This window comes from Streptomyces sp. NPDC013455 (assembly GCF_040632975.1).
In the GTDB taxonomy this organism is placed as follows: Bacteria; Actinomycetota; Actinomycetes; order Streptomycetales; family Streptomycetaceae; genus Streptomyces.
In genome coordinates this window covers 114,772-138,827 of the sequence record NZ_JBEYCX010000022.1, presented here as the reverse complement: position 1 = coordinate 138,827, position 24,056 = coordinate 114,772, and the positions used below count along the sequence as shown (strand labels likewise).

Sequence of the window (24,056 nt, the reverse complement as noted above, 5' to 3'; positions counted from 1 at the left end):
CGGACCCGGTTCTCCCGGCCGCCGGCCGGGTTGACGCCGTTGATCTCCATCGGCCCGGAGATGATCTTGCCGACCGTCTGCCGCGGGTTCAGCGAGGCGTACGGGTCCTGGAAGATCATCTGGATCTCGGAGCGGATCGGCGCCAGCTGCTTGCGGCCCGCGTGCGTGATGTCCTGCCCGCGGTAGGTGATCGTGCCGCCGGTCGGCTCCATCAGCCGGGTGATCAGCCGGCCCGTGGTCGACTTGCCGCAGCCGGACTCGCCGACCAGGCCCAGGCTCTCGCCCTCGGCCACCTGGAAGTCCAGTCCGTCCACGGCCTGGACCGCGCCGACCGTCCGGCGGATCGGGAAGCCGCCCTTGATGGGGAAGTGCTTCGTCAGTCCGGAGACGTCCAGGAGGGGGTTCGTGTTGCTCATGATCGTGAAGTCCCGTCTCGTGTCCGTCAGTTGTGCCGGGTTCCGGCGAAGTCGGCGAAGAGCTCCCGCTTCCGCTCCTCGGTGAGGTGGCAGGCCGAGCCGCGGCCGTCGACCACTTCGAGCACCGGGCGCTCGCCCGAGCACAGCCCGTCCGGCACCTTCTCGGCGAAGGCGCAGCGCGGGTGGAAGCGGCAGCCCGAGGGCGGGTTGAGCAGCGAGGGCGGCGAACCGGGGATCGGCGTCAGCGGCACGTCCACCGGCCCGTTCAGGCTCGGCATGGAGTTCAGCAGGCCCAGCGTGTAGGGGTGCTGCGGGTCGCGCAGCACCTCCTCCTTGGTGCCGCGCTCCACGCACCGGCCGCCGTACATCACCAGGACGTCGTCCGCGATGTCGGCGATGACGCCGAGGTCGTGGGTGATGAAGATGATGGCGGTGCCGAACTCCTGCTGGAGGTCCTTCAGCAGGTCCATGATCTGGGCCTGGACCGTCACGTCGAGCGCGGTGGTCGGCTCGTCCGCGATCAGCAGCTCGGGGTCGCACACCAGCGCCATGGCGATCATCGCGCGCTGGCGCATACCGCCGGAGAACTGGTGCGGGTAGTCGTCCACCCGCATGTCCGGCTGCGGGATGCCGACCCGGCGCAGCATCTCGATCGACCGCTTGCGGGCCTCGGCCTTGGAGCAGCCGGTGTGCTTGCGGTAGGTCTCGCCGATCTGGGTGCCGATGGTGTGGTACGGCGAGAGCGAGGCCAGCGCGTCCTGGAAGATCATGGACATCTTGTTGCCGCGCAGCTGCTCCAGCTCCCGCTCGGAGGCGGTGAGCAACTCCTTGCCGTCCAGCACGATCTCGCCGTCGATCGCGGTGCGGTCGCGGTCGTGCAGGCCCAGGATCGTCAGGTTGGTGACGGACTTGCCGGAGCCCGACTCGCCGACGATGCCGAGCGTCTGGCCCTTGGCCAGATCGAAGCTCAGTCCGTCGACGGCCTTGACGATGCCGTCCTCGGTGGAGAAGTGGACCTTGAGGTCCCTGATGGAGAGGAACGGCTGCTGATCGGTGCTCGTCACGGGGACGCTCCTGGGGGGTGATGCGAGGGTCGCCGGGTGGGGCGGTGGGAAGGGAGACGGCGGGCGGAGGTCAGGCGAGCCGGATCCGCGGGTCGATGAGGCCGTAGACCGCGTCGACGATGATGTTGAAGAAGACGATGGCGCCGGCCGACAGCATGGTGACACCGAGCAGCATGGGCAGGTCGCTCTTGTCGACGGAGTCCACCGCGAGGCGGCCGATGCCCTGGAGGCTGAAGGTGTACTCGGTGATCATCGCGCCGCCGATGAGGGTGGCGAGGTCGATGCCGAAGATCGTGACGATCGGACCCATCGCGCCGCGCCAGGCGAACCGGAAGAAGACGTTACGGCTGGACAGGCCCTTGGCCCGGGCCGTGCGGACGTAGTCCTCGCTGAGCGTCTCGACCAGCTGGGAGCGGGTCATACGCGTGTAGTTGGCGGTCCAGATCAGGGCCAGCACCAGCCACGGCAGCAGCAGACCGGAGAACCAGGCGGCCGGGTCCTCGGTGATCGGCGTGTAGGACGGGTTGTCCAGGATGTCGAGCTTCCCGACGAGGAAGAACATCGCGATGTAGCCGATGAAGTAGATCTGGAGCGAGGAGGCCACCAGCGAGGCCGAGCTGGCCACCTTGTCCTGCCACTTGCCCTGCTTGACGGCGGCGATCATGCCGGCGCCGATGCCGAAGACGAGGAAGACGACGGCCGAGCCGAGGGCCAGCGAGAGGGTGGTCGGGAACCGGTCCAGGATGGTGCCGAGCACCGGCTGGTTGTTGGCGAAGGAGTAACCGAGGCAGGGCGCCTCGCAGTGTCCGAAGCCGGCGTAGTCCCGCCCGACGAAGATGCCCTTGATCCAGTACCAGTACTGGACCGGCAGCGAGTGGTCGATGCCCAGGTTGTGCCGGACCTTGGCGAGCATGTCGGGCGTGCAGTTCTTGCCGCACGACAGCATGGCCGGGTCACGCGGGACTGCGTAGAACAGCCAGAAGGTGACGGCGCTGATGACCAGGAGGATGACCAGCGCGCCGAGGGTTCGGCGGACGAGGAAGCGGAACATGGGGCGTGACTTTCCGGACGGGGCGCCGTCGCCGGGGTGAGGGGTGGGCCGGAGGGGGCGGCCAGGTCGTGGCCGCCCCCGAGGGGTCGATCGCGCTTACTTCTTGGCGTACAGCTTGCAGAGCGCGACGCAGGTGTTGCCGGCGTCGTAGATCACGTTGCCGACCTTGGACCCGTACATCCAGTTGCGGATGGAGTGGTAGTCCGGGACGCAGGCGCCCAGCTCCATGATCTGGCGGTCGATGTCGCCCCAGGCCTTGTTGGCCTGCTCCTGGTCCGTGATCTTCGAGGCCGCGTCGATGGCCTTGTTGACGCCGGTGTCGTCCAGCTGCGACCAGTTCTGGCCACCCTCGACGATCTGGCTGCCGTGCCAGCACGGGTAGAACACCGAGTAACCGGCGGGCCAGTCCGGGCTCCAGCCCGCGGCGAACATGTCGTAGCCGTTGTCGAGCTTGCTGATCTGCGTGTAGAAGGTCGACTTGTCGACCTGCTTGTTGACGACCTTGAAGCCGGCGGCCTCCAGCGCGTTCTTGATCGCGACGGCCTGCTTCACCGAGTTGTCCGACTGCTGGTAGGCGATGACCAGCTTCTGGCCGAGCTTGCCGGCCTCCTTCAGGAGGGCCTTGGCCTTCTCGGGGTCGCCGCCCGGCTTGGTGTTCTTGCCGTACAGGTCGAACTTCTGGTAGCCGGGGGTCACTGGGCTGAGCACGGTGGTGGCCATCTCGGTGACGGCCTTGCCGCCGCGGATGGTCTGGAGCTGCTGCAGCGGCCAGGCGTAGTTGATGGCCTGGCGGACCTTGACGTCCTTGATCCGGGAGGTGTTGATCGGCCAGTAGTAGGTGACCGTGTCGACCGCGGTGAGGACGCGCGCCTTCAGCTTCGGGTTGGTGAGGACCTGGGAGACACGCTCGGCCGCGACCTCGTTGAAGATCGACATCGTGTACTGGTCGTTGCCACGGTCCGAGATGTAGCGGTCGGTGGACGCCAGGTTCTGGAAGCCGAACTGGAAGACGTACTTGTCCGGGTAGGCGTTGCGGATCGAGTCCGTCTTCGGGTCCCAGTGCTCGTTGCGCGTGTAGGTCAGCGACTTGCCCGGCTGACGGCTGTCGATCTTGTACGGGGCGCAGGAGAACGGACGGTTGTCGTACTTCTCCTTGGTGTCGTGCTTCTTCGGCACCAGGGCGTAACCACGCATCGCCAGGGTGAAGTTGAAGTCACCACGCGCCTCGTTGAGGTGGAAGGTGACGGTCTTGCCGGAGATCTCGATGGAGTCCAGGTGCTTGCCGCCGTAGGGGCCCTTGTACTTCTTGCCGCCCTCCAGCCAGTTCTGGACGTAGCGCGGGCCCTCGGTGATGAAGTCGGCGAAGAGGCGCTCGAAGGTGTGGCGGACGTCGTCCGTGGTGACGTCCGAGCCGTCCTCCCACTTCAGCCCGTCCTTCAGGGTGAAGGACCAGGTCTTGCCGCCGTTCTTCATGGTGCCGGCGTCGGTGGCCAGGTCGCCGACGAGGACGGCGCCGCCCTTGGCGTCGAGCTTGTAGCCGGTCAGACCGCGCAGGATCGGGACCGTGATGGCGGCCTCGGTCGAGGAGTAGATCTGCGCCGGGTCCAGGTGGTCCATGTCGAACTGGTCGAGCGACCAGATCGTCCCGCCCTTGGTGGCTCCCGGAACCTCGGCCGCCGGGCCGGTCGAGTCGGCCTTGGTGCCGACCTCGATCTTGCTCTTCTTGCTGCCGCTGACGGAGGGCACGTTGTCCTTGCCCTTGTTGTCACTGCCGCTGCTGCAAGCGCTCAGCACGGAGGTCGAGGCCGCCGCCACACCGGTGGCGATCAGGAAGTTTCTACGGGAAAAAGACATGCTGAGCCTGCCTTGTGTCGATCGGAACAGACGGGACCCGCCGGTCGTCGTCGAACCGGGCCGGGGGTGGAACGTGGATTACCGCTTGGACTTCGGGTCGAGCGCGTCGCGCACCGAGTCGCCGAGGAGGTTGAAGGCGAGGACGAAGATCACCATGGACAGGCCCGGGAAGAGCATGAAGGTGAGGTCCTCGGTGTAGAACTGCGCTCCGCGCTGGATCATGACGCCCCAGTCCGGGGTCGGGTCGATCATGCCGACCCCGAGGAAGGCCAGACCCGCCTCCGCGGTGACGTACGCGGGAAGCATCAGCGTGGACTGGATCAGGATCGGCGTCCACAGGTTGGGCAGCAGTTCCTTGAACACGATGCGCATCGGAGACGCACCCGTGACCTTGGCCGCCTCGACGAACTCCCGCTCGCGCAGACCGAGTACCTGGCCGCGCAGCAGACGTGCGATGGAGGCCCAGCCGAACACCGCCAGCACGATGATCAGGGAGACGGCGCGCAGGCTCGTCGGGATGTCCTCGTCGTCGGCGACGAAGAGGCCGAAGACGACCGGCAGGAAGGCGATGATGAAGAGGGTGGACGGGAACGACAGCATGATGTCGATGACCCGGCCGACGAAGTAGTCGACCCTGCCGCCCAGGTAGCCGGCCGTGACGCCGACCATGACGCCGACGACCGTCGTGAGCAGGGTGGCGGCGAGGGCGATGCCCAGCGAGTTGCGGATGGCGTAGAGCAGGAAGGTGAAGACGTCCCGGCCCAGCTGGGGCTCGATGCCGAACCAGAACTCCGGGCTCATGCCGCCGTTGGGGCCCGCGGGGTAGGAGAAGGCGTTGAGCAGGCTCGGGTCCTGGCTCGCGTAGGTGGTGTACGGGTCCTTGCCGTACAGCTTCGCGATCAGGGGCGCCGCGATGGCGATCACGAAGAAGAAGAGCACGACATAAGCGGATATGACGCCCGTCTTGTCGCGCTTGAAGCGCTTCCAGGCAAGCCGTCCCGGAGAGCGGCCTTCGCTGCCCTTCGAACCGTCCGAAGTGGTCGACTTCGCGACGGTCTCGTCGGTCACCTCAAGCGGGGCAGCCGCAGATGGAGTTGGGGGGGTCATGGTGCTCCTGGCCCAAGGGAGGGTCTGATGACTCCGCAGGGCGCTCCCCTACGGGCTACGCCGGACTTTTTCAACGCAATTCATTCAAGGTCAATAAATTCTCGGTCGGCTTGGGTTTCTCTTTACCTTCTTTGCCTGTACTTGATCATTCCGTAGCTACGCGGGTAGCCCGCCGTAATCAATCCGTGCTTCACATCGGACTATTTGGGCTAATCGGGCAAGAAGTTCGATATGCGGACGGTGGAGTGTCGACATGCGTACATCGGCACGTCCCAATCCAACGTTTCGGCATCGTTACACGAAGATCTATTGCACTCCAGGATCAAGATCATCAAGGCGGCGGACGGGCCATGCCTGCAATCGGATGACGTGTCCGGCCAAAGGCCGCCGAATCCGACGGTGTGCGCGCGGAATCTGAAGTATGAGCTGATATGACCTTTATCGGCCGGGTGATGGGCCGGGTGCTCGGCCGGGTGATCGCGGAGGAGGCAGCCAATGCGGGGAGCCGCGCGCGTCGGGTGGGCCGTCTGTGCGATCGCCGCCTGCCTGTCGGCCGGTGCCTGCGGTGGCGCCGCGGGCTACGGCGGCGCCGGGGTGGTGACGTCGTCCTGGAGCGAGCCGGAGAACCCGCTCGAACCCGCCAACACCAACGACGTGCAGGGCGGCAAGGTCCTCGACATGCTCTTCCGGGGCCTGAAGAGGTACGACCCGAAGACCGCCGAGGCGAAGAACTGGCTCGCCCGCTCCATCGAGACCGACGACGCCCGGCACTACACCGTCCGGCTGAAGGACGGCTGGACCTTCTCCGACGGGGAGAGGGTGACCGCCCGCTCCTTCGTGGACGCCTGGAACTACGGGGCGAGCCTGCGCAACAAGCAGAAGAACGCCTACTTCTTCGGGTACATCGCCGGCTACGACAAGGTCCACCCCGACAGCGGCGGGCAGACCGCGGACACCCTCTCCGGGCTGAAGGTGGTCGACGACCGCACCTTCACCGTCACGCTGAGCCAGAAGTTCTCCGGCTTCCCCGACATCCTGGGGTACGCGGCCTTCGCGCCGCTCCCGCGCGTCTTCTTCACCGACCACGCGGCCTGGGTGAAGAAGCCGGTCGGCAACGGGCCCTACCTGGTCGACTCCTACGCCCGGGGCTCAGCCATGGCGCTGCGCAAGTGGGACGGCTACCCCGGCCCCGACCCGGCCCGCAACGTCGGCGTGACCCTCCTGGTGTACACGGACAACAACACCGCGTACACCGACGTGCTGGCCGGCAACCTGGACCTGGTGGACGACGTGCCCGCCACCCAGCTCAAGAACGTCGAGACCGACCTGGACGGCCGGTACATCAACACCCCGGCCGGCATCCTCCAGACCCTGGCCTTCCCGTACTACGACCCGAGGTGGAACACCGGCGCCGCGCGCAAGGTGCGCACGGGGCTGTCCATGGCGATCAACCGCAAGCAGATCACCGAGACCATCTTCCGCGGCACCCGCACCCCGGCCACCGACTGGACCTCGCCGGTCCTCGGGACGGCCGGCGGCTACCGGCCCGGCCTGTGCGGCCACGCCTGCGACTACGACCCCGCGGGAGCCAGACGGCTCGTCCGGGAGGGCGGCGGGATCCCCGGCGGCCGGCTGACCATCACCTACAACGCGGACACAGGCTCGCACAAGCAATGGGTGGACGCCGTGTGCAACTCCATCAACAACGCCCTCGCCGACGACAAGGCGTGCGTCGGCAGGCCCGTCGGCACCTTCGCCGACTTCCGCAACCAGATCACCCAGCGCAGGATGTCCGGCCCCTTCCGGGCCGGCTGGCAGATGGACTACCCGTTGATCCAGAACTTCCTCCAGCCGCTGTACTACACCGGTGGCTCGTCCAACGACGGCACCTGGTCCGACCGGCGGTTCGACCGGCTCGTCGACCGGGCCAACGCCGAGCCGGACCAGGCCGAGGCCGTCACGCTGTTCCAGCGGGCCGAGGAGGTCGTCCGGGACGAGATGGCCGCCATCCCGCTCTGGTACCAGAACGGCAGCGCCGGCTACTCCGCCCGGCTGTCCGACGTGGCGCTCAACCCCTTCAGCGTCCCCGTCTACAACGAGATCAAGGTCAGCTGAGCCGCCATGGGACGCCATGTCGTCCGGCGCCTGCTGCAGATGATCCCGGTGTTCCTCGGGGCCACCCTGCTGATCTTCCTCATGGTCAACGTGATGGGCGACCCCGTCGCGGGCCTGTGCGGGGAGCGGGCGTGCGACCCGGCGACCGCCGCCCAGCTGAAGCGGGAGTTCGGCCTGGACCAGCCGCTGTGGCGGCAGTACCTCACCTACCTGGGGAACGTCGTCACCGGCGACTTCGGTACGGCGTTCAACGGCCGGCCGGTCACCGAGCTGATGGCCGTGGCCTTCCCCGTCACCGTCCGGCTCACCGTCGTGGCCGTCCTGTTCGAGATCGCCGTCGGCATCGCCCTCGGCGTGCTGACCGGCCTGAGGCGCGGGCGGCCCGTGGACACCGCCGTGCTCCTGGTCACCCTGGTGGTCATCTCCGTCCCCACCTTCGTCACCGGCCTGCTGCTCCAGCTGCTGCTCGGCGTCCGGTGGGGCTGGATCAGACCCTCCGTCTCCCCGGCCGCCGGCTTCGGCGAGCTGCTCGTGCCCGGCCTGGTCCTCGCCTCCGTCTCGCTCGCCTACGTCACCCGGCTCACCCGTACCTCCGTCGCGGAGAACAAGCGCTCCGACTACGTCCGCACGGCCGTCGCCAGGGGCCTGCCCCGGCGCCGGGTCATCACCCGGCACCTGCTGCGCAACTCCCTGATCCCCGTGGTCACCTTCATCGGCGCCGACATCGGCGCGCTGATGGCCGGCGCGATCGTCACCGAGCGGATCTTCAACATCCACGGCGTCGGCTACCAGCTCTACCAGGGCATCGTGCGCCAGAACAGCCAGACGGTCGTCGGCTTCGTGACCGTGCTCGTCCTCGTCTTCCTGGTCGCCAACCTCCTCGTCGACCTCCTGTACGCCGTACTCGACCCGAGGATCCGCCATGCCTGACCAGCCGTACGAGCCCGACCGCGCGATCGCCGGCACCGGCATGGGCGGCGCGATGGACCTCGGCGCGAGCGAGGCGGCCACGCTGGAGCAGGCGCCGGCCGGAGCGGAGGCCACCGGACCGGCCGGCAGACCCCGCTCCCTGTGGTCGGACGCCTGGCGGGACCTGCGCCGCAACCCGGTCTTCCTGCTCTCCGCCCTGGTCATCCTCTTCCTGGTCCTCGTCTCCCTGTGGCCCTCGGCGATCGCCTCCGGCAGCCCCCTGAAGTGCGACCTCGCCCGCGCCCAGGAGGGGCCCCGGCCCGGCCATCCGTTCGGCTACGACGGACAGGGCTGCGACGTCTACACGCGCACCGTCTACGGCGCCCGTACGTCCGTCACGGTCGGCCTGTGCGCCACCCTCGGGGTGGCCCTGCTCGGGTCGGTGCTCGGCGGACTCGCGGGCTACTTCGGCGGCTCCTGGGACGCGGTGCTCTCCCGGCTCACCGACATCTTCTTCGCCGTCCCGGTCGTCCTCGGCGGTCTCGTCCTCCTCTCCGTGGTGACCAGCAATACGGTCTGGCCGGTCATCGGGTTCATGGTGCTGCTCGGCTGGCCGCAGATCTCCCGGATCGCGCGCGGCTCGGTCATCACCGTCAAGCAGAACGACTACGTCCAGGCGGCCCGCGCCCTCGGCGCCTCCGACGCCCGCGTCCTGCTGCGGCACATCGCCCCCAACGCCGTGGCCCCGGTCATCGTGGTCGCGACCATCGCGCTCGGCACCTACATCGCCCTGGAGGCGACCCTGTCCTACCTCGGTGTCGGTCTCAAACCGCCCAGCGTCTCCTGGGGCATCGACATCTCCGCCGCCTCCCCCTACGTCCGCAACGCCCCGCATGCCCTGCTCTGGCCCTCCGGCGCCCTCGCCCTGACGGTGCTGGCCTTCATCATGCTCGGCGACGCCGTCCGCGACGCCCTCGACCCGAAGCTGAGGTGACGGCGCCGTGCTGCTCGAAGTGCACGACCTGCACGTGGAGTTCCGGACCCGGGACGGCGTCGCGCACGCGGTCAACGGGGTCGGCTTCGGCGTGGACGCGGGGCGGACGCTGGCCGTGCTCGGCGAGTCAGGCTCCGGCAAGTCCGTCACCGCGCAGGCCGTGATGGGCATCCTGGACTCCCCGCCGGCCCGGATCACCGGCGGGCGGATCCTCTTCCAGGGGCGGGACCTGCTGCGGCTGAAGGAGGAGGAGCGGCGCCGGATCCGGGGCGCGCGGATGGCGATGGTCTTCCAGGACGCGCTGTCGGCCCTCAACCCGGTGCTCACCGTGGGGGACCAGCTCGGCGAGATGTTCGTCGTGCACCGCGGGATGTCGAAGAAGGACGCGCGGGCCAGGGCCGTGGAGCTGATGGACCGGGTGCGCATCCCGGGCGCGGCCCAGCGGGTGCGGGACCATCCCCACCAGTTCTCCGGCGGCATGCGCCAGCGCATCATGATCGCCATGGCGCTGGCCCTGGAGCCCGCCCTCGTCATCGCCGACGAGCCGACCACCGCCCTGGACGTCACCGTCCAGGCCCAGGTGATGGACCTCCTCGCCGAGCTGCGGCGCGAGTACCGCATGGGGCTCGTCCTCATCACCCACGACCTGGGTGTCGTCGCGGACGTCGCCGACCGGATCGCGGTGATGTACGCCGGGAGGATCGTCGAGTCGGCGCCCGTGCACGACCTGTACCGGGCGCCCGCCCACCCCTACACCAAGGGTCTGCTGGAGTCGATCCCGCGGCTCGACCGCAAGGGCCGGGAGCTGCACGCCATCAAGGGGCTGCCGCCCAGCCTCACGGACATCCCCGCGGGGTGCGCCTTCCACCCGCGCTGCCCCCTGGCCCGGGACGTGTGCCGCACCGGCACACCCCCGCTGTACGAGGTGGACGAAGACCGGAGCAGTGCCTGCCACTTCTGGCGGGAGTGCCTCGATGGCTGAGCCGATCCTCGAGGTGCGCGGACTGGTCAAGCACTACCCGCTGACGCGGGGCGGTCTCTTCGGGAGGCAGGCCGGTGCCGTCCGGGCCGTCGACGGCGTCGACCTCGCACTGGGCAGCGGAGAGACCCTCGGGATCGTCGGGGAGTCCGGCTGCGGCAAGTCGACCCTCGCCCGGCTGCTGGTCCACCTGGAGCGGCCGACGGCGGGGTCGATCACCTACCGGGGCGAGGACGTTACGCGGCTCTCCGGCAAGGCGCTCAAGGCGGTGCGCCGGAACATCCAGATGGTCTTCCAGGACCCGTACACCTCCCTCAACCCCCGGATGACGGTGGGCGACATCGTCGGTGAGCCCTACGAGATCCACCCCGAGGCGGCGCCCAGGGGCGACCGGCGCCGCCGGGTGCGGGAGCTGCTGGACGTGGTCGGCCTCAGCCCCGAGCACGTCAACCGCTACCCCCACCAGTTCTCCGGCGGCCAGCGCCAGCGCATCGGCATCGCCCGGGGCCTCGCGCTGCGCCCCGAGGTCATCGTCGCCGACGAACCGGTGTCCGCGCTGGACGTCTCCGTCCAGGCCCAGGTGATCAACCTGCTGGCCCGGCTCCAGGCGGAGTTCGCGCTGTCGTACGTCTTCATCGCGCACGACCTGTCGATCGTCCGGCACATCTCGGACCGGGTCGGCGTCATGTACCTGGGCCGGATCGTGGAGACCGGGCGGGACGCCGAGATCTACGAGCACCCGACCCACCCCTACACCCAGGCCCTGCTCTCCGCCGTCCCCGTGCCCGACCCCGGGGCCCGGGAGCGCCGGGAGCGGATCATCCTCAGCGGTGACGTGCCCTCCCCGGTGCGCGTCCCCTCCGGCTGCCGCTTCCGCACCCGCTGCTGGAAGGCGCGGGAGCGGTGTGCCCGGGAGGTGCCGGCCCTGGCGGTCCCCGCCGCCTTCCGGGACACGCCCGGCCCGGCGGCCCACGCCTCGGCGTGCCACTTCGCGGAGGACGCCGCACCGGCGGCACGCCCCGCGCCGGAGGCGGGGCCGCCCGGGGAGCCCGGCTGAGCCGCCGGGGAGCCCCCTGCCGGGCCGGCCGGGGAGCCCCCGCCGGGTCGGCCGGGGTCTCACCGGGCGGGCCGGGAGGTGTCCCGGACGGCAACGGGCCGGGGAGACATGGCGCTCCCCGGCCCGTTCACGGCACCCGCACGGCCGTACGCTGATCAGCCTCCCGTGTCCGTATATCGGTACCGCTTCCGTGAAGTTGCCTGTGTGTAAACGAGGTTCAGGGGCGGGGGCCGGGCTGCGGGAGGGAGCGCCTGAGGAAGTCCAGCTGGAGGCGGAGCAGGTTCTCCGCGACCGTCTCCTGCGGGGTCATGTGGGTCACCCCCGACAGCGGGAGCACCTCGTGCGGGCGGCCTGCGGCCAGCAGGGCGGAGGAAAGGCGCAACGAGTGGGCGACGACGACGTTGTCGTCCGCCAGCCCGTGGATGACCATCATCGGGCGGTGCGGCTCGGCCGCGTCCACCAGGCCCGCGTCGTCGAGCAGCGAGTTCCGCCGGTAGACCTCCGGCTGTTCGTTCGGGTCGCCGAGGTAGCGCTCCTGGTAGTGGGTGTCGTACAGCCGCAGATCGGTGACCGGCGCGCCGACCACCGCCGCGTGGAAGACGTCCGGGCGGCGCAGTACCGCGAGCGCCGCGAGGTAGCCGCCGAAGGACCAGCCCCGGATCGCCACCCGGCCCAGGTCCAGCGGGTACCGCTCGGCGAGCGCGTGCAGGGCGTCGACCTGGTCCTGGAGGACGACGGCCGCCACGTCGTCGCGGATCTCCTTCTCCCAGGCGGGCGAACGGCCCGGGGTGCCCCGGCCGTCGGCGACGAGCACCGCGAAGCCCTGGTCGGCGAACCACTGGGAGGTGAGGTAGGCGTTGTGGGCGGCGAGCACCCGGCGGCTGTGCGGGCCGCCGTAGGGGTCCAGCAGGACCGGCAGGGGAGTGTCACCGTGGTAGTCCCGTGGCATAAGCAGGGCGCATGGAATTCGGCGTGCGCCCCCCTCGGTCAGGGTCACCCGGGGGGACAAACCGGGATGCTCGGCATGAGACAGGACAGTGGCCGCCGGTTTTCCGTCACGCAGCACCTGGGCCCGGGTGCCGGGCCGGTCCAGCGCCGCGGACACCAGGACGGTCACGCCCCCGGCGCGCACCGCCGTGTGCACCCCGGGCTCCTGCGACAGGCGTTCCACGCCCAGCTCGTTCACCCGGTACACATGGACTTCGCCAATCTCCGGCGCCTGGGCCTCCTCTCCCGCGGAGGCGGAAACCAGTACGTCGTCCACGCCCACGTCCAGAACGGCCTGGATGTGCAACTGAGCGCTGGTCAACGGCCTTTCGCCGACCGTCAGAACCCGTGCGCCACCCTCGTCCGCGATGCGGACAAGCTGCCCGGAGGGGCTCCAGCAGGGCACACCGGCGAAAAGTTCAAGCCAACTTCGATCTTCATCGGCGTGCACCATCCGCGTGGCCCCCGTGTCCGGGTCCACCGCCAGGAAAAGCTGGCTGCGCTGGTCCCGCGCCTGCACGAGCAGCAGCGGCGCACCCGCTCCTGACCAGTGCACACGCGCCAGATACGGGTAGCGCTTCCGGTCCCAGACGACCTCCGTGCGGATGCCGTCCAGCCCGTACACGAACAGCCGCACGTCCGCGTTCGGGGTGCCCGCCGCCGGGTAGCGGATGTTGAGTGGCTCACGCTCCGGGTGGGCCGGGTCCGCGATCCACCACCGCCGCACCGGCGTGTCGTCCACGCGCGCCACCAGCAGCCGGTCCGACTCCGGCGACCACCAGAACCCGCGCGAACGCGCCATCTCCTCGGCCGCGACGAACTCCGCGAGGCCGTAGCCCACCTCCGCCGACTCCGGCTCGGCCAGCGCCCGGTCGCCCTCCCCCTCGGCGCCCACCACCCGCAGCGCACCGCGGGCGACGTACGCGACGTGCCGCCCGTCGGGGGACGGGCGGGGGTCGATCACCGGTCCCGGAACGGGGAGTTCACGCGCCGTACCCGCCCGCAGCTCCGCCGTGAAAAGCCGCCCTGACAAGGTGAAAGCCGCCAACTCCACGGCGCCGTCGGTGGCGTAGCCGACGATGCCGGCACCGCCCTCCCGGCTGCGCTCGCGGCGCGCCCGCTCCTCGGCCGAGAGCTCCTCGGCGGCGCCCTGCAGGAGCACCCGCGGGTCGGCCGCGAGGCGCTCCACGCCCTCCGGCAGATCAAGCACCCACAGGGAGTTGGCCCGGTCGGTGCCGGAGCCGGAACGCAGAAACGCGACACGCGCGCCGTCGGGTGCCACGCCGAACGCACGCGGCGCGCCGAGCGTGAACCGCTGGGTCCGGGCGTGCCGACGGGGGAAGGAGTCTGCCTCGGTCGTCATACCCCGACCATATTGGCCATGCGCCCCCTTGTGCGGCTGTGCGCCGAGCGATGCGCGAGTACGGATAGTTATGATCACTACCGCTGTGTGGGTATGAACCTGCTGGCGTCTGCATGGATTTGCTCTACTGATCTGGAACCCGCGTCCCCTGGGATCTTTGGAGGTGAGCCGCCGTGGCACTCTCGATTTCGGCGGTGGTGCTGCTGGCGATCATCGTCTTCCTGCTGATCAAGAAGTCGGGGCTGAAAGGCGGTCACGCGGTCGTCTGCATCCTGCTCGGCTTCTACCTCGCCTCCTCGACCGTCGCTCCCACGATCAGCGAGCTGACGACCAATGTCGCGAGCATGATCGGCAGTATCAAGTTCTGACGGCGGTCGTCACGGGTGCGGGCGCGGGAACCTCGTAGGGTGGCCCCATGACGGAACCTGCCGCCCGGCGCCTGCTCCTGGTGCACGCGCACCCGGACGACGAGTCGATCAACAACGGCGCGACCATGGCCAAGTACGCCGCCGAGGGTGCCCATGTGACCCTGGTCACCTGCACCCTGGGGGAGCGGGGCGAGGTCATCCCGCCGGAGCTGCGGCACCTGTCGGGCCCGGCGCTGGGCGCCCACCGGCGCGGTGAGCTGGCCGCGGCCGCGAGCGCGCTCGGGGTCACGGACGTCCGGCTGCTCGGCGGCGCCGGGCGCTACGGCGACTCCGGGATGATGGGTCTCGCCGACAACGACGACCCCGACTGCTTCTGGCGGGCCGACGTGGAGGAGGCCGCCGGCCACCTCGCCGAGGTGATCCTCGAGGTCCGCCCGCAGGTCCTCGTCGCCTACGACGACCACGGCGGCTACGGGCACCCCGACCACATCCAGGCCCACCGCGTCGCCATGCGCGCGGTCGACGTGGCGGCCGAGCGGGGCCACCGGACCGACAAGGTGTACTGGAACCGCGTCCCGCGCTCCGTCGCCGAGGCCGCCTTCGCCCGCCTCCGGGACGAACTGCCCGCACTGCCGTTCGACAAGAGTGCGGACGTGACCGACCTCCCCGGCGTGGTGGCCGACGAGCGGATCACCACCGCGATCGACGGCACCGCGCACGCCGCCGCCAAGGCCGCCGCGATGCGCGCCCACGCCACCCAGATCGAGGTGGCCGAGCCGTACTTCGCGCTCTCCAACGCACTCGCCCAGCCGCTGTTCACCACCGAGTACTACGAGTTGGTGCGCGGGGCGGGGCAGCGCGGCGAGACCGACCTGTTCGCCGGCGTCGAGGGGGCGTCATGAGCAACGCCGGACCGGGCTCGCCGCTCGCCCGGCCGCTGCGCCCGCCCTCCGCCGGACGGGCCGCCGCCCACATCGGCCTGTTCCTGCTCGGCGCGGTCGCCGGCCTCGCCGGTGCCCTCGTACAGGCCGCCTGGTTCCCCGGCGGGCTGCTGCTCGCCCTCGCGGGCGCCGCCGGGGTCTTCCTCGGCGGGGCGTACGCCACCGGGGGCCGCGGCGGGGCGGTCGCGCCGGCGGCGGGCTGGATCGTCGCCGTCATCCTGCTCACCACCTCCCGCCCGGAAGGCGACTTCCTGTTCGGCGCGGGCGGCGGCTCCTATCTCTTCCTGCTCGGCGGCATGGCTCTCGCTGTGATCTGCGCCACCGTTGGCGCCGGGCGGCAACCCGACGGCGGCTCCGCCCGACTTGGCAAGTGACGTACCACTTCGCCGCGCGGCGCACGTGCGAGTCCCGTGTGGGTTTCCTCAGCGGTCATGGGATACACGCCAGAGGCGGCCAGTATGGTGGTGCGCGCCGCCGAGCCTCCCCCGAGCTCTCCGAGCAGGGGGGACCCCCAGCGTGAGGTCGCAACGGGCGGTGGAGCCAACTGGGAGAACCTGCCTTGAGTCGTGAAACTGACACTCCGTCCACCGGGCCCAACGGGCGCGGTGGTGCCGCATACCCCTCCGGCACGCCGCCGTACGGGACCCCCTTGGCTTCCGACGACGGTCTCGGCGCGGGCCGTTCGGGCACGCGCGCGGAGGAGAAGAAGACCGAGACCACGCTGACGACCCGGATCCGCATCAACATCCCCGGATCCCGGCCCATCCCGCCGGTCGTCGTGCGCAAGCCCGTCGGGGACGGCGAGGCCGTCGCGGACGAGGCGCCCGCCGCCGAGCCGCGGCCCGCGGCCGACGGCCCGGCCGCCGGCGCCGCCGAGGCCCCGGCCGAGCCCGCGGCCCAGGCGGAGGAGAAGACCAGCGACTGGTTCGCGCCCCGCAAGTCCGCCCCCGCCAAGGGCGGTCCGGGCGGCGGCGGCACGAACGGCGCGGGAATCCCGGGCGGTTCCGCCGCGGCGGGCCCGCGTCCGGGCGCTCCGGCACCGTCCGGCGCCCCCGGCACTTCCGGCGCTTCCGGCAACCCGGGCACCACCGGCAACGCCGGTGCCACCGGCGGCCGCCCCGGTGGCGGCCGTCCCGGCGGCGTGGTCGGCTCCCTGAGCGTCCCGGGCGGCTCCCGCTCCGGCGGTTCGAACGGCAAGGGCCTGCCCGGCGCCACCGGCGGCCCCGTCGCCCCCGGACACGGCGGCGGCACCGGCTCCTTCGACGTGACCGAGGCGCTGACCGCGGGCCCGCTGGGCGGCGGCTCCCGTCCGGGCTCCTCCGGCACCCCCGAGCCCCGCCGGGACGGTCTGCCGTACTTCGCGGAGAACGGCACCGGCAACGGAGGCGTCCCCGGGAACGGCCCCGGCAACGGCCACGGCAACGGCCACGGAAACGGTTCGGGGCACCCCGCGGAGGCCTTCGCGGAGAACGGCGGCCAGGACGGCTTCGGCGCCGGCACCGCCGGTGCGAGCGGCCACGACGGCTTCGGCGGCCCCGCGGGCGGTGCCTCCGGCCACGGCGGTGCCCCCGGCCACGGCGGTGCCCCCGGCCACGGCGGTGCCAGCGGCTTCAGCGGCCCCGGCGGCCCCGGAGTTCCCGGCGGCCCACAGGGCCCGGCCGGCCCCACCGGCGGCCCGGTCACCGGCGACGGCCCCCTGGTCCCGCCGGCCGGCGGCGGCCACGGCATGGCCCCGGGCGAGCCCTTCGGCGGCCCCGCGGACGCCGGCTTCGGCGGCCAGGGCACCCCGCCCGCGCGCAGCGCCCTCGCCGACTTCGACGGCCCCGGTGCCCCCGGCGGCCCGGGTGCCACCCCCGGCGCCGGTCCCGCCGGCCACGGCCCCGGCGGTGGGCTCAGCGACGACACCGCGATCCTCACCCCGCAGAAGCCGGCCCCGGAGCCGGGCGCGCCCGGCTACCGCTCACCGGCCGCCGACAACGTCTCCGGACACACCGTCACCAGCGGCATCCCGGTCGTCCCCGACGCGGGCACGCCCCCCTTCGGCGGCCGCCCGGGCGGCCCGGCGGCGCCCGCGGCGCCCAGGCCCGAGCCGGCCGCCGCGCCCAAGGCGGCGGCCAAGCCGAAGAAGAAGGGCCGCAGCAAGCTGATGCTCCTCGGCGTCGGCGTGATCGTCGTCGCGGGCGGTGCCTACGGCGCCGGACTGCTGATGAACCGCACCGACGTGCCCAAGGGCACCACCGTGCTCGGTGTCGACATCGGCGGCGGCACCCGCGACGACGCCGTCAAGAAGCTGGACGACGCCTTCGGCGGCCGGGTGGACAAGCCGCTGAAGCTGGCCGTGGGCGGCAGGACGGTCGCCCTCCCCCCGGAGAACGCGGGCCTCCAGTTCGACTACCAGGCCACGGTGAGCGAGGCCGCGAAGAGCGACTACAACCCGGTGCACGTCGTCGGCTCCCTCTTCGGGCAGAAGCGCGTGGTCGAGCCGGTCATGCCGGTGGACGAGGAGAAGCTCCAGGCCGCGCTCCAGCAGGCCGGCGGTGGCTCGGGCTCGGTCACGGACGGCACCATCACGTTCAAGGCCGGCAAGGCCGTGGCCGTCTACGGCAAGCCGGGCAAGGCCATCGACGCCGGCCGGTCCACCCGGGCGGTCGAACAGGCGTACCGCACGCTGGTGGAGACGGGCGCCGTCAGCGCCGTCGCCGTGCCCACCACCACCAAGCAGCCGACGGTCTCCGACGCCGAGGTCGACCGGATGATGAAGGACTTCGCGAAGCCCGCGATGTCCGGCCTCGTCCGGGTGCAGACCGACGCGGCGCACAGCATCCCGTTCGGTCCGGTGTCCCTGCCGAAGATCCTCGGCTTCAAGGCCGTCGACGGCAAGCTCGTGGACACCTACGACCTCGACGCGCTTAAGGCGGCCTACGGCAGCACCTTCGACGGGGTGCAGATCCAGACCGCGACCGGCAAGCGCGGCGTCCTGCCCCAGGACGTCGTCTCCGCGCTGCGCAAGGCCCTGCGCGGCAAGACGGCGGCCGAGCGCGTCGGCGTCATCGACACCGACCCGAGCTAGCCACGCCGCCGTCGGGGGCACCCTCGCCAGGGGGCGCCCCCGCGCCGTGTCCGTCACGGGACCGGCATGACCTCCGTCCTCCGGCACCCGGGACGTCCCACCCGCCGGGCGCGGTCGTCGTGCTGTCCTCGCCGAGTGGCTGCCCACGCACGCGTGCGCCGCCGTGGGACGCGCGTCGGACGGGTCCGGGTGCCGAGCGTGACGGATGTCGCCGTCCCCGCCGTCTGCCCGGTCCCTTTCGCCGGCGGCACGGGCCGGCTGTACCGGAAGGACACGCGGGAGGCGTGAGCACGATGACGGAGGACCGGCACGCGGTGCCGGAGCACACGCCCGTGGGCCGGCCGCCCCGCAACCGGCGCGAGCTGCTGACGAAGACGCTGTGGATCGGGGTCTGGCTGGTCTTCCTCAGGTCGCCGGTCGAGGACCTGGTGGACGGCGGGCACGGCACCGGCGCCACCGTGGCCGGCGCACTGGGCCTGACCGTGTTCGTCGGGGTCTACCTGGCGCTGGTCTTCCGCAACATCGGCCGGCCGTTCGCCCCGCGCGTGGTGCTCACGCTGGGCGGCGTCCTCGGTGTCCTCGCGCCGGTGCTCGCGTACACCCTGGGCGGTGCCTGGCTGGGCCTCTTCGTCTACCTGTCGGTCGCCTGGGGGGCCACCCTGCCGCTGCGCGCGGCGTACTGGGCCGTCCCGGCCTCCGCCGTGGCGATGTACCTGATCGGCCTGGGCACGGACGAGGAGGAGGCGCGGGGCCTGGTCGTGCTGGTCCTGCTCATCGGGTTCGCGATGACCGGCGTCGGCCAGCTCGTGCGGACCACCATCGAGTTGCGCAGAGCGCGGGCCACGGTCGCCCAGCTCGCCGCCAACGAGGAGCGGCTGCGGCTCGCCCGCGACCTGCACGACCTGCTCGGCCATTCGCTGTCGCTGATCACGCTGAAGAGCGAGCTGGCCGGCCGGATGCTGCCCGGCCACCCCGACAAGGCGGCCCAGCAGGTCGCCGACATCGAACAGGTCGGCCGGCAGGCCCTGGCCGACGTCCGGGAGGCCGTCACCGGCTACCGGCGGCCCCGGCTCGCCGCCGAACTCGCCGGCGCCCAGGTCGCCCTCACCGCCGCCGGGGTCGCCGCGGAGGTGCCCGCCGAACCGGACCTCACCGGCGTGCCCGAGGAGGCCGAGTCCGCGCTCGCGTGGACGCTGCGCGAGGCGGTCACCAACGTGGTCCGGCACAGCGGCGCCGACCGGTGCACGGTCCGGCTGCTGCACCGCCAGACCCTCGACGGCCCGCTGCTCGAACTCTCCGTGGAGGACAACGGGTCCGGCGGCCCGGGCGCGGGCCCCGGCAACGGACTGACCGGTCTGGCCGAGCGGCTGGAGAAGGCCGGCGGCACCCTGGAGGCGGGCCGGGTCAGGCGCGGGTTCCGGCTCCTCGCCCGCGTGCCCGTGGCCCCGGGGGCCGACATAGGATCCGGGGCATGACGCGCACGATCAGGGTCCTGCTGGCCGAGGACCAGTCGATGGTCCGCGAGGCGCTGGCCGCGCTGCTCGGTCTGGAGGACGACATCGAGGTCGTCGCCCAGGTCGCGCGCGGGGACGAGGTCCTCGCGGCCGTCGCCGCGCAGGACGTGGACGTGGCGCTGCTGGACATCGAGATGCCCGGCTGCACCGGCATCGAGGCCGCCGCCCGGGTGCACCGGGAGCACCCGGGGGTCAAGCTGGTCGTCCTCACCACCTTCGGCCGGCCCGGCTATCTGCGCAGCGCCATGGAGGCGGGTGCCGACGCCTTCCTCGTCAAGGACGCCCCGGCCGCCCAGCTCGCCGAGGCGATCCGCACGGTGCTGGCCGGCGAGCGGGTCATCGACCCCACCCTGGCCGCCGCGGCGCTCGCCGAGGGCGCGAACCCGCTCACCGAGCGGGAACGGGAGGTGCTCCGCGCGGCGGCCGACGGCTCCACCAACGCCGAACTCGCCAAGACCCTCCACCTCTCCCCGGGCACGGTCCGCAACTACCTCTCCACGGCCATCCAGAAGCTGGCGGTACGCAACAGGGCGGAGGCGGTGCGGACTGCCCGGGAGAAGGGCTGGCTCTGACCCGTCCCCGCCCCCGAACGCTGCCTGTCGGGCTCCGCCCGCGCGGCCCGGGTGGGCGTGGCGGTCAGTTGAGCTTCGCCCGCGCCGTCCCCGCCTCCTGCCGTACCTTCCGCGCCGCCGACTCGTCCACCACCTCGATCAGGTCGGCGTAGTGCTCCAGTTCCTCGGCGCCCGCGACGAACTGACCCCGCTGGACGAGCAGTTGCCCGCGCTCATAGCGCAGCCGCGCCGGATGCGAGGGGACGAGCAGCGCCAGCTCCACCGCGCGCAGGGCCACGTCCGACCGCTCCGGGCGCGCCGCGGCCCACGCCCGGATGTTGTTGAGGATGCGCTGCACGATCTCCATGGGCGCCGCCGGTTCCAGCATCGAGGGATCCAGCGGGGTGCCCGCGGCGCCCGCCACCAGCAGCTCGGCATCCGTCCCGGTCAGCACCCGGCCGCCCTCGAAGGGATCCGCCAGCACCTGTTCGGCCGCCGCCCCGAAGCCGACCACGAAGTGCCCCGGCAGCGCGACCCCGTACACCGGAGCCCCCGCCCGGCGCGCGACCTCCAGCCACACCACCGACAGCAGGATCGGCAGCCCGCGCCGCCGCCGCAGCACCTCGTGCAGCAGCGAGGACTCCAGCCGCTGGTAGTCGCCCGGCGTCCCGTGGAACTCGTACCGGCCGCCGAGCAGCCGCCGTACCGCGTCCGCCCACGCCGCCGGCCCGCCCGGCCGGTACGGCAGCTCGCCCGCCAGCCGGTCCAGCTCCGCCTGCGCGGCGTCGAGACCGGCCTCGTCCAGCGAGCCGTCCGTCTCCGCGCCGATCAGCAGGCACAGGGCGGACAGGTCCGGCCGTTCGGAGCGCGCCTCCTCGGCGAACCGCCGCCGCAGCTCGGCGGAGCGCTCCGGCGGGGGCGGATAGGGAGGCGGGAGATACGGATGACGCATGGGAGGCTCATGCCCTTCCACGGTTGTTCCTACGACCGTTCGGAGCCGGAGGGTGTCTCCGGCTCCTCCGGAGCCCGGTAGTGGTGGTACGCGTGGTGCGGCAGGAAGCCGAGCGCGCGGTACAGCGCCCGGCCGCCCTCGTTGTCCGCCTCCACCTGGAGCCAGCCCGCGGAGGCGCCCTCGTCCAGCGCGCGCCGGGCCAGTGCGGCCATCACCTCGCCGGCCAGCCCCTGCCGCCGCCGGCCGGGGTCCACCTCGACGGCGGCGAACCCGGCCCAGCGGCCGTCCACGACGCACCGCCCGATCGCCGCCGGCGGCTCACCGGCCCCGGCGCCGGGCACGGACGCGAACCACACGGAAGGACCCGTGCCCAGCACCCGCAGGGCCACCTCGCTCACCCCCGTGCGGCGGTAGCGGGCGAGCCACGCCTCGTCCGCCGTACGGGAGAGGACCACACCCGCTCCCTCGGCCCGGTCCGCGACCGGTGCCAGGGCCCCGGTCCACACCACGGCGGTCACCTCCCGCACCCAGCCGCGCCGCTCCAGCTCCGCGCAGAGCAGTTCCTGGGTGCCCTCGGCGCCCGTCGCGGTCTGCACGTAGGCGGGCAGGCCGCGCTCGCGGTACCAGCGTCGTACCGCGTCCAGGGCCGCGTCCAGGGGGCGGTCCGGATCGCCCAGCGGCAGCACGCTGTTGGCCCGCCTGGTGAAGCCGGCGGCGGCCCGCAGTTCCCACTCGCCGAGCCGCTCGCTCTCCACCGGCCGCCAGGCGCGCGCGGCGATCCGCGCGAGCTCCGGATACGTGGCGGCGGGCCCCCGGCGGCGCGCCGGAGCGGCCGGTACGACCTTGCCCGCTACCAGGGCGGACTCGGGAATGTGGACGCTTTCGCCGTCCCGTCGTGTGATCATGAGCACGCCACTGTCCCATGATGTGAGAACACCGACCGTGTCGGTGAACTTCTCCGGGCCGGCACCGGGTTCGCCCAACCGCCGTACAGAGACACGTTTCCCCACGTCAGAAGGGGTGATTCGGACTTCCAGGCGTCCTGTCGCCGAGATTTCCACTGGTCAGTTCACCCCTCCTGTTCGGATCTTGCTCCGGAACGGAGATACTAGGGGCGGGCATCGACGACGCCGCGCTCCCGCGCGCCAGGCGGCGGAGCCTGAGGAGGCCCGCCAGCGCCCTATCGAGGAGGAACGACAGCGTGACCTACGTCATCGCGCAGCCTTGTGTCGACGTGAAGGACAAGGCGTGCATCGAGGAGTGCCCGGTCGACTGCATTTACGAGGGCTCCAGGTCCTTGTACATCCACCCGGACGAATGCGTCGACTGTGGTGCCTGTGAGCCGGTCTGCCCGGTCGAGGCGATCTTCTACGAGGACGACGTCCCGGAGGAGTGGAAGGACTACTACAAGGCGAACGTCGAGTTCTTCGACGAGCTGGGCTCGCCCGGCGGTGCAAGCAAGCTGGGGCTGATCGAGCGCGACCACCCCTTCGTCGCCGCGCTGCCGCCGCAGGGCGAGTGACCGTCTGAGCGCCAAGCGGCCCGCACCCGCGCCGCCGCCTCGGTCCCGTACGGCCCCGATCACCTCGATCAGCGCCGCACGGGACCGAGGCGTTTGCCGCACCCGTACGAAAGTGAGCCACTGATCGTGTCCGCAGTCTCCGACCGCCTTCCCGCGTTTCCCTGGGACAAGCTGGCCCCGTACAAGACGACGGCCGCGGCCCACCCGGACGGCATCGTCGACCTCTCCGTCGGCACCCCCGTCGACCCGGTTCCCGAGCTGGTGCAGAAGGCCCTGATCGACGCGGCCGACTCCCCGGGCTACCCGACGGTCTGGGGCACCCCGGCCCTGCGCGACGCGATCACCGGCTGGCTGGAGCGCCGGCTGGGCGCCCGCGGCGTCACCCACCGGCACGTCCTGCCGGTCGTCGGCTCCAAGGAACTGGTCGCCTGGCTGCCGACCCAGCTCGGCCTCGGCCCCGGCGACAAGGTCGCCTACCCGCGGCTGGCCTACCCCACCTACGAGGTCGGCGCCCGCCTCGCCCGCGCCGCCTACGAGGTCTACGACGACCCGCGCGAGCTGGACCCCTCGGGCCTGAAGCTCCTGTGGCTGAACAGCCCGTCCAACCCCACGGGCAAGGTCTGGTCGAAGCGGGAGCTGACGGAGATCGTCGCCTGGGCCCGCGCCCACGGCGTGCTGGTCTTCTCCGACGAGTGCTACCTGGAGCTGGGCTGGGAGGCGGACCCGGTCTCGGTGCTGCACCCGGACGTCAACGGCGGCTCCTACGACGGCATCGTCGCCGTCCACTCCCTGTCCAAGCGCTCGAACCTGGCGGGCTACCGCGCGGCCTTCATCGCCGGCGACCCGGACGTCCTCGGTCCGCTGCTGGAGATCCGCAAGCACGGCGGCATGATGACCTCCGCGCCGACGCAGGCCGCGGTCGTGGCCGCCCTCGGCGACGACGCGCACGTCCACGAGCAGCGCGAGCGCTACGCCGCCCGCCGCGAGGCCCTGCGCGCGGCGCTCCTCGCCCACGGCTTCCGCATCGAGCACAGCGAGGCGAGCCTGTACCTGTGGGCCACCCGCGACGAGTCCTGCTGGGCCACCGTCGCCCACCTGGCCGGCCTGGGCATCCTGGTGGCTCCCGGCGACTTCTACGGCGAGGCGGGCGGCAACCACGTACGGGTCGCCTTCACCGCGACCGACGAGCGGGTACGCGCGGCCGTGGCGCGCCTGACGGCGTAGCCGGACAAGCCGACGGGG

General features: G+C 71.8%; 21 protein-coding genes. 13 read left to right on the top strand and 8 right to left on the bottom strand.

The annotated features are described in order from the left end of the window. From ABZ576_RS29150 to ABZ576_RS29130, 5 genes are all read right to left on the bottom strand, one after another. Positions 1 to 416, bottom strand: a 416-nt coding sequence (locus tag ABZ576_RS29150; protein WP_360747176.1) for an ATP-binding cassette domain-containing protein, incomplete at its 3' end; no start/stop codon positions are given. 26 nt (positions 417 to 442) lie between these two features. Continuing rightward, the gene (locus ABZ576_RS29145; RefSeq protein WP_360747173.1) at positions 443 to 1,480 is read right to left on the bottom strand and encodes an ABC transporter ATP-binding protein; all 1,038 of its coding nucleotides are present in this window, start codon (positions 1,478 to 1,480) and stop codon (positions 443 to 445) included. Positions 1,481 to 1,550: 70 nt separating this feature from the next. After that, a complete protein-coding gene (locus ABZ576_RS29140) occupies positions 1,551 to 2,531 on the bottom strand; it encodes an ABC transporter permease (RefSeq protein WP_360747171.1) in 981 nt (326 codons plus the stop codon). Between the two features lie 96 nt (positions 2,532 to 2,627). Beyond that, entirely contained in the window at positions 2,628 to 4,385 is a 1,758-nt protein-coding gene (locus tag ABZ576_RS29135; RefSeq protein ID WP_360747167.1) for an ABC transporter substrate-binding protein, read from the bottom strand. Between the two features lie 78 nt (positions 4,386 to 4,463). After that, positions 4,464 to 5,453, bottom strand: coding sequence for an ABC transporter permease (locus tag ABZ576_RS29130; RefSeq protein ID WP_360747164.1), 990 nt, complete (start codon positions 5,451 to 5,453; stop codon positions 4,464 to 4,466). Positions 5,454 to 5,987: 534 nt separating this feature from the next. On the opposite strand from ABZ576_RS29130, the gene ABZ576_RS29125 reads away from it, so the two are divergent. Genes ABZ576_RS29125 through ABZ576_RS29105 form a run of 5 tightly spaced genes read left to right on the top strand, consistent with a single transcriptional unit; the run spans position 5,988 to position 11,546 of the window. Beyond that, positions 5,988 to 7,607 (top strand): ABC transporter substrate-binding protein, encoded by a 1,620-nt coding sequence (locus ABZ576_RS29125; RefSeq protein ID WP_360747162.1) that lies wholly within the window; start codon positions 5,988 to 5,990, stop codon positions 7,605 to 7,607. A gap of 6 nt (positions 7,608 to 7,613) precedes the next feature. After that, the gene (locus ABZ576_RS29120) at positions 7,614 to 8,537 is read left to right on the top strand and encodes an ABC transporter permease (RefSeq protein WP_360747159.1); all 924 of its coding nucleotides are present in this window, start codon (positions 7,614 to 7,616) and stop codon (positions 8,535 to 8,537) included. Next, the gene (locus ABZ576_RS29115) at positions 8,530 to 9,510 is read left to right on the top strand and encodes an ABC transporter permease (RefSeq protein ID WP_360747156.1); all 981 of its coding nucleotides are present in this window, start codon (positions 8,530 to 8,532) and stop codon (positions 9,508 to 9,510) included. The genes ABZ576_RS29120 and ABZ576_RS29115 overlap by 8 nt, the downstream gene beginning before the upstream one ends. A gap of 7 nt (positions 9,511 to 9,517) precedes the next feature. Beyond that, on the top strand, positions 9,518 to 10,492 hold the full coding sequence (locus ABZ576_RS29110) for an ABC transporter ATP-binding protein (RefSeq protein ID WP_360747153.1): 975 nt from the start codon (positions 9,518 to 9,520) through the stop codon (positions 10,490 to 10,492). Continuing rightward, entirely contained in the window at positions 10,485 to 11,546 is a 1,062-nt protein-coding gene (locus tag ABZ576_RS29105; RefSeq protein WP_360747150.1) for a dipeptide ABC transporter ATP-binding protein, read from the top strand. Before ABZ576_RS29110 ends, ABZ576_RS29105 begins: the two co-directional genes overlap by 8 nt. A 217-nt stretch (positions 11,547 to 11,763) precedes the next feature. Here the strand turns inward: ABZ576_RS29105 and ABZ576_RS29100 are convergent, their stop codons facing one another. Continuing rightward, a complete protein-coding gene (locus ABZ576_RS29100) occupies positions 11,764 to 13,896 on the bottom strand; it encodes a prolyl oligopeptidase family serine peptidase (RefSeq protein WP_360747147.1) in 2,133 nt (710 codons plus the stop codon). A 173-nt stretch (positions 13,897 to 14,069) separates the two neighbouring features. Here ABZ576_RS29100 and ABZ576_RS29095 point away from each other — a divergent pair, with 173 nt between their 5' ends. From ABZ576_RS29095 to ABZ576_RS29070, 6 genes are all read left to right on the top strand, one after another. Beyond that, positions 14,070 to 14,264 (top strand): hypothetical protein, encoded by a 195-nt coding sequence (locus ABZ576_RS29095; protein ID WP_030649813.1) that lies wholly within the window; start codon positions 14,070 to 14,072, stop codon positions 14,262 to 14,264. A 47-nt stretch (positions 14,265 to 14,311) separates the two neighbouring features. Beyond that, on the top strand, positions 14,312 to 15,166 hold the full coding sequence (mshB, locus tag ABZ576_RS29090; protein WP_360747144.1) for an N-acetyl-1-D-myo-inositol-2-amino-2-deoxy-alpha-D-glucopyranoside deacetylase: 855 nt from the start codon (positions 14,312 to 14,314) through the stop codon (positions 15,164 to 15,166). Beyond that, positions 15,163 to 15,579, top strand: coding sequence for a DUF6113 family protein (locus ABZ576_RS29085; RefSeq protein ID WP_360747141.1), 417 nt, complete (start codon positions 15,163 to 15,165; stop codon positions 15,577 to 15,579). The genes mshB and ABZ576_RS29085 overlap by 4 nt, the downstream gene beginning before the upstream one ends. 185 nt (positions 15,580 to 15,764) lie before the next feature. After that, positions 15,765 to 18,275, top strand: coding sequence for a hypothetical protein (locus tag ABZ576_RS29080; protein WP_360747138.1), 2,511 nt, complete (start codon positions 15,765 to 15,767; stop codon positions 18,273 to 18,275). Between the two features lie 293 nt (positions 18,276 to 18,568). Next, positions 18,569 to 19,750 carry a histidine kinase gene (locus tag ABZ576_RS29075; protein ID WP_360747194.1) on the top strand — a complete coding sequence of 394 codons (1,182 nt, stop codon included), beginning with the start codon at positions 18,569 to 18,571 and terminating at the stop codon, positions 19,748 to 19,750. Then, entirely contained in the window at positions 19,747 to 20,361 is a 615-nt protein-coding gene (locus ABZ576_RS29070; protein ID WP_360747135.1) for a response regulator transcription factor, read from the top strand. Before ABZ576_RS29075 ends, ABZ576_RS29070 begins: the two co-directional genes overlap by 4 nt. 64 nt (positions 20,362 to 20,425) lie before the next feature. On the opposite strand, the gene ABZ576_RS29065 is transcribed toward ABZ576_RS29070, so the two are convergent. Both ABZ576_RS29065 and ABZ576_RS29060 read right to left on the bottom strand, forming a co-directional pair. Further along, positions 20,426 to 21,292, bottom strand: coding sequence for a transglutaminase-like domain-containing protein (locus ABZ576_RS29065; protein WP_360747132.1), 867 nt, complete (start codon positions 21,290 to 21,292; stop codon positions 20,426 to 20,428). Between the two features lie 29 nt (positions 21,293 to 21,321). Next, on the bottom strand, positions 21,322 to 22,353 hold the full coding sequence (locus ABZ576_RS29060; protein WP_360747129.1) for a GNAT family N-acetyltransferase: 1,032 nt from the start codon (positions 22,351 to 22,353) through the stop codon (positions 21,322 to 21,324). 140 nt (positions 22,354 to 22,493) lie between these two features. Between ABZ576_RS29060 and fdxA the strand changes: the two genes are divergently transcribed. Both fdxA and ABZ576_RS29050 read left to right on the top strand, forming a co-directional pair. After that, complete coding sequence (gene fdxA, locus ABZ576_RS29055; RefSeq protein ID WP_023546973.1) at positions 22,494 to 22,814, top strand: ferredoxin; 321 nt, start codon at positions 22,494 to 22,496, stop codon at positions 22,812 to 22,814. Between the two features lie 126 nt (positions 22,815 to 22,940). Beyond that, positions 22,941 to 24,038, top strand: a complete 1,098-nt coding sequence (locus ABZ576_RS29050; RefSeq protein WP_360747126.1) for a bifunctional succinyldiaminopimelate transaminase/glutamate-prephenate aminotransferase — start codon at positions 22,941 to 22,943, stop codon at positions 24,036 to 24,038. Positions 24,039 to 24,056: the final 18 nt, after the last annotated feature.

What these genes read in the sequence shown, in the direction of transcription:
- ABZ576_RS29070 (WP_360747135.1), top strand. Translation starts at nt 19,747, where the DNA reads ATGACGCGCACGATCAGGGTCCTGCTGGCCGAGGACCAGTCGATGGTC.
- ABZ576_RS29105 (WP_360747150.1), top strand. Translation starts at nt 10,485, where the DNA reads ATGGCTGAGCCGATCCTCGAGGTGCGCGGACTGGTCAAGCACTACCCG.
- mshB (WP_360747144.1), top strand. Translation starts at nt 14,312, where the DNA reads ATGACGGAACCTGCCGCCCGGCGCCTGCTCCTGGTGCACGCGCACCCG.
- ABZ576_RS29115 (WP_360747156.1), top strand. Translation starts at nt 8,530, where the DNA reads ATGCCTGACCAGCCGTACGAGCCCGACCGCGCGATCGCCGGCACCGGC.
- ABZ576_RS29125 (WP_360747162.1), top strand. Translation starts at nt 5,988, where the DNA reads ATGCGGGGAGCCGCGCGCGTCGGGTGGGCCGTCTGTGCGATCGCCGCC.
- ABZ576_RS29065 (WP_360747132.1), bottom strand. Translation starts at nt 21,292, where the DNA reads ATGCGTCATCCGTATCTCCCGCCTCCCTATCCGCCCCCGCCGGAGCGC.
- ABZ576_RS29140 (WP_360747171.1), bottom strand. Translation starts at nt 2,531, where the DNA reads ATGTTCCGCTTCCTCGTCCGCCGAACCCTCGGCGCGCTGGTCATCCTC.
- ABZ576_RS29075 (WP_360747194.1), top strand. Translation starts at nt 18,569, where the DNA reads ATGACGGAGGACCGGCACGCGGTGCCGGAGCACACGCCCGTGGGCCGG.
- ABZ576_RS29085 (WP_360747141.1), top strand. Translation starts at nt 15,163, where the DNA reads ATGAGCAACGCCGGACCGGGCTCGCCGCTCGCCCGGCCGCTGCGCCCG.
- ABZ576_RS29135 (WP_360747167.1), bottom strand. Translation starts at nt 4,385, where the DNA reads ATGTCTTTTTCCCGTAGAAACTTCCTGATCGCCACCGGTGTGGCGGCG.
- ABZ576_RS29120 (WP_360747159.1), top strand. Translation starts at nt 7,614, where the DNA reads ATGGGACGCCATGTCGTCCGGCGCCTGCTGCAGATGATCCCGGTGTTC.
- ABZ576_RS29100 (WP_360747147.1), bottom strand. Translation starts at nt 13,896, where the DNA reads ATGACGACCGAGGCAGACTCCTTCCCCCGTCGGCACGCCCGGACCCAG.